The organism is Corynebacterium sp. c24Ua_83 (assembly GCF_039907245.1).
Taxonomy (GTDB): Bacteria; Actinomycetota; Actinomycetes; order Mycobacteriales; family Mycobacteriaceae; genus Corynebacterium.
In genome coordinates this window covers 1-4,454 of record NZ_JASBOI010000036.1, presented here as the reverse complement: position 1 = coordinate 4,454, position 4,454 = coordinate 1, and the positions used below count along the sequence as shown (strand labels likewise).

Annotated in this window: 3 protein-coding genes; 1 reads left to right on the top strand and 2 read right to left on the bottom strand. The window is 61.2% G+C overall.

The genetic code is table 11. The annotated features are described in order from the left end of the window. Positions 1–132 precede the first annotated feature (132 nt). Positions 133–1,626 (bottom strand): Re/Si-specific NAD(P)(+) transhydrogenase subunit beta, encoded by a 1,494-nt coding sequence (gene pntB / locus QKE30_RS10630; protein ID WP_347934768.1) that lies wholly within the window; start codon positions 1,624–1,626, stop codon positions 133–135. A 3-nt stretch (positions 1,627–1,629) separates the two neighbouring features. Then, positions 1,630–3,255, bottom strand: coding sequence for a Re/Si-specific NAD(P)(+) transhydrogenase subunit alpha (locus QKE30_RS10625; RefSeq protein ID WP_347934767.1), 1,626 nt, complete (start codon positions 3,253–3,255; stop codon positions 1,630–1,632). 425 nt (positions 3,256–3,680) lie between these two features. On the opposite strand from QKE30_RS10625, the gene QKE30_RS10620 reads away from it, so the two are divergent. Next, the gene (locus QKE30_RS10620) at positions 3,681–4,088 is read left to right on the top strand and encodes a hypothetical protein (RefSeq protein ID WP_297667015.1); all 408 of its coding nucleotides are present in this window, start codon (positions 3,681–3,683) and stop codon (positions 4,086–4,088) included. The last annotated feature ends 366 nt before the right edge of the window (positions 4,089–4,454 follow it).

The window sequence follows — 4,454 nt, the reverse complement described above, 5'->3', positions numbered from 1 at the left end:
GCACGCTGGTCGGCTCCTAGGCACGCCTAAGAAACTACTCCCAAGACTGTTCTCGTCAACATCGGTCTGGCACTTGACAAAAACATAGGGACACCCCCCTAGCTCAGGCCCCTAACTCCTGCAAGGAAACCCCTACAGGTTCGCGATGATGTCCTCGACGGTCTTCTTCGCGTCCCCCAGCAGCATGTCCGTGTTCTCGTTGAAGAACAGCGGGTTCTGCACGCCCGCGTAGCCGGAGCCCATGGAGCGCTTGAAGACGATGACCTTCTCCGCCTCCCAGACCTTCAGCACGGGCATGCCCGCGATCGGGGAACCTGGCTCCTCGGCGATCGGGTTGACGGTATCGTTTGCACCGATGACCAGCACCACGTCGATGCCCTCGAAGTCATCGTTGACCTCGTCGAGTTCGAGGACAATCTCATACGGCACCTTGGCCTCAGCCAGCAGCACGTTCATGTGTCCTGGCAGGCGGCCTGCCACAGGGTGGATGCCGAAGGTGACCTCCACGCCCTGTTCCTTCAGGCGCTCCACCAGTGTTGCCACCGGGTACTGCGCCTGCGCCACGGCCATGCCGTAGCCCGGGGTGATCATGACCTTCTTCACGCCCTTGAGCAGCTCCGCGGTTTCAGCCGCGGTGACCTCGGTGTGCTCGCCGTACTCCCGGTCGTCAGAAGCCGCGGCCTCACCACCGAAGCCGCCGAGGATAACGGAGACGAAGCTGCGGTTCATTGCCTGGCACATCACATAGGACAGGTAGGCACCGGACGAACCGACCAGCGCGCCCACGATAATGAGCAGCGGGTTGGCCAGCATGAAGCCCGCCGCCGCGGCCGCCCAGCCGGAGTAGGAGTTCAGCATGGACACAACCACCGGCATATCGCCACCGCCAATGGCCGCGACCAGGTGGTAGCCCAGGAACAGTGCCAGCGCAAGCATTACGCCCAGCGCGATCCACGCCAGGGTCAGGTTCTCGTGACCAGCGGAGATGAACAGCACCATGCCCACGAGGGACACCACAATGACAGCCAGGTTCAGCAGGTGGCGGCCCGGCAGCATCAGCGGCTTGCCGTCCATCTTTCCGGATAGCTTGAGGTACGCCACGATGGAGCCCGTGAGCGTCACCGCACCGATGAACACACCCAGGTATACCTCGCCCAGATGGAAGGCCTCGATGGACTTCGTGCGCTCGTCCGGCTGGATGAAGGAGTTCACGCCGATGAGCACGGCGGCCAAGCCCACGAAGCTGTGCAGCATCGCAATGAGCTCCGGCATTTCGGTCATTTCGACCTTCTTGGCGCGCGGGATGCCAATCGCGGCACCGAGCAGCATCGCCACGGCGATCAACAGCACGGTCACGAGCGGGCCTGTGGAGGCATCTCCCCCGTTGATGGAGTTGACCACGGCCTTGACGATGGTTGCGATGAGCGCGATGGTCATGCCGGCGATGCCGAAACGGTTGCCGCGCGATGCGGTCTGCTGCTTCGCCAGGCCCGCGAGCGCCAGGATGAACAGGAGTGCCGCGACCAGGTAGGCCAGGTTGGTGATCTTGTCCGTCCACTCGAGGACGGTCGGGTTGACGAGGTTCTGCGTGCCGGTCTCTGCGGCGCTAAGGAGTTGCTGTTTCATGGCTTAGTTACCTCCGTCGAACATGGTCAGCATGCGACGGGTCACGAAGAATCCGCCGAAGATATTGATAGAGGCCACGACAATCGCCACAAAGCTCAAGCCCGCGACCACCAGGTTGGAGCTACCCACCTGCAGGATCGCGCCAACCAGGATGATGCCGGAGATCGCGTTCGTCTCACTCATCAGCGGCGTGTGCAGCTTGTGCGTCACCGCGGTGATCACGTAGAAGCCCACGACGATAGCCAGCATGAGCAGCATGTATTCGCCGGCAACCTGCATCGGGCTGGCGAGAATCAGCGCGATGCCGAGCAGCGCAGCGAGGATCTTCCACCCCGCACCCTTGTTCTTTGCCTCGCCTTCTTGGTCTGACGCCGACTGCTCCGCAGCAACCGCATCCGTATCGGCCTTGGAACCCGCACCTTGCGCGGCGGGGGCTGCAGAGACCTTGACCGGTGGGGGCGGCCAGAGGATCTCAGCGACCTCCCCGGCGGGCTGGGACGTGGCGTCATTAGAAGGAGCGTCGGAAGAAGCGACAGCAGACGGCACAGCGGCGGTGGAGTGCGTGACGGTGATGCCGCGAACGATCTCGTCTTCCAGGTCGAAGGTCAGCTGGCCGTCCTTGCCCGGGGTCATGAGCTTAAGCAGGTTGACCACGTTTTGGCCGTAGAGCTGCGAGGCCTGGGCGGGCAGGCGGCCAGCGAGATCCGTGTAGCCGATGATGCTCACGCCATTGTCGGTGACGGTGATCTCGCCGGGGACAGTGAGCTCGCAGTTGCCGCCGTTGGCAGCGGCCATGTCGACGATGACGGAGCCGGGCTTCATCGCAGCCACATCGGCGGCGGTCAGCAGAACCGGGGACTTGCGGCCCGGGATGTTCGCGGTGGTAATCACGATGTCGGCGGCGGCGGACTGCTCAGCGTAGAGCTTCGCGGCGGCCTGCGCCTGGTCGGCGGTCATTTCCTTGGCGTAGCCGTCCTCGGACTTCTCGGTCTCCGCCTGGATGGCGACGAACTCGGCGCCCATGGACTCGACCTGCTCGGCGGTCTCGGGGCGCAGATCCGTGGCCTTGACGATCGCTCCCATGGAGTTCGCGGTGCCGATCGCGGCCAGACCAGCCACGCCCGCGCCGATGACGTAGACGACGGCAGGCGGAACCTTGCCGGCGGCGGTGACCTGGCCGGTGAACAGGCGACCGAAGGTATTGGCCGCCTCGATAACCGCGCGATAGCCGGCGATGTTGGCCTGGGAGCTGAGTACGTCCATGGACTGTGCGCGGGAGATGCGCGGAACGGTGTCCATGGCCACGGAGGTCACGTTCTGGTTCGCGAGCTCCTGAATGAACTGTTCGTTGCGGCCCGGTGCCAGGCGAGCGATAAGGGTGGCGCCGGGCTTGAGCTGTGCGCGCTGTTCGTCGGTTGGCGCGTCGAGGGCGGTGATGATGTCCGCGTGCCAAACGTCGTCGCCGACGATGCGCGCGCCGGCCTCTTCGTACAGGTTGTCAGGGTAATTGGACTGGTCGCCTGCGCCGGACTGGACCGCGACCTCGTAGCCAAGCTTGATGAGCTTGCCCACAGTGTCCGGTGTAGCCGAAACCAGGGCTTCTGGCTCTCTTGGGATACCGATAAGCAAGGGAGGCTCCTTACTGGTGTGTCTCTTGCATACTTACTACTGCTCGCGTTTCTTAAGGCCGTTATGCCTGGTGAAGTCCTGGTTTGGACGGGGTTTGCGAGCCCATTAACTACATTTTGGGTAGTTCTAAAACCATAGGTGATTATTCGGGCCCAAATCACGATTTGAGAGAAATACCCCCGTACCTCTCATATTTTGGGAGTTGACGCCCTCAGCCTCGGCGCTGTGGAGGCGGCGCTGATTAAAGCCATTCAGAGTTTCTGAAGCAAAGCCATGCGGGGCTTCCAAAACTTGCGTACTCTCACAGCCATGTTTGGACTATTCGGCAGGAAGAAGAACAACGACACCACCCCACAACAATCAGCAGCGCAGGAAGCTGCTGGTCAGCAGCGTCTATGGCCACCACGCGTAAGTCTCTCGAAACATTGAAGATTGCAAGGGCTGGCGATGTCTTCTTCCAGGTAAAGTCCGATTTCCCCTTCGGGGCGACGCTCGCCATCACGTTCGATCTCTTCCTGCAGATCACCAAGATTCCTGACCACGGCCACGGACACGTGGTCTCCATGCCCGGTGGCAGCACGGTTCTGGTTCACCCTGTGGTGCCGAACCAGCCGGCGGACAACATCATGCAGCAGATGGCTCAGACCCGCCACGAGCTGCGCCAACACCCGGTGAACGTCTCTCCCCTGACGTTCTGGGTGCACGATAACCACTGTGATGTGCTCACCGCGAAGGATGGCGTATCCCTCTTCCTGCCGGAGAACTTCCCCGTGCAGCGCAATGCTGACGGCGCGCCTCTCATGTCCGGCGGGAACACAGGCACCCGCGCGTAAACTAACCCTCGATTAATCAAGGCCAGAAAGACTCGGAAGATTAATCGAAATACACAGGACATCTACAGTTGAGGTAGCTGAGTCGGCAGAATATTCCGCTGGGGTAAGCCCGAATAGCGTCCGGTTTCCGACCCGTACGCCACGCAGCTCGAACGCGCTATCCTACTTACCCCTACTACTACCGACGGAGCTAACCCACATGACTCCTGCAAAAACGATGGCCCGCGATGTACATCTAAATTCTAGATACGATCCGGGTTAAGTAGCAATAAGTGTGTCTGACTTTCAGCATTATTATTGATCAGAACGGGTAAATCGGGCGGATATAAGCATCAAGACCTTATATCCGCCCGATTAGTGTTCAAT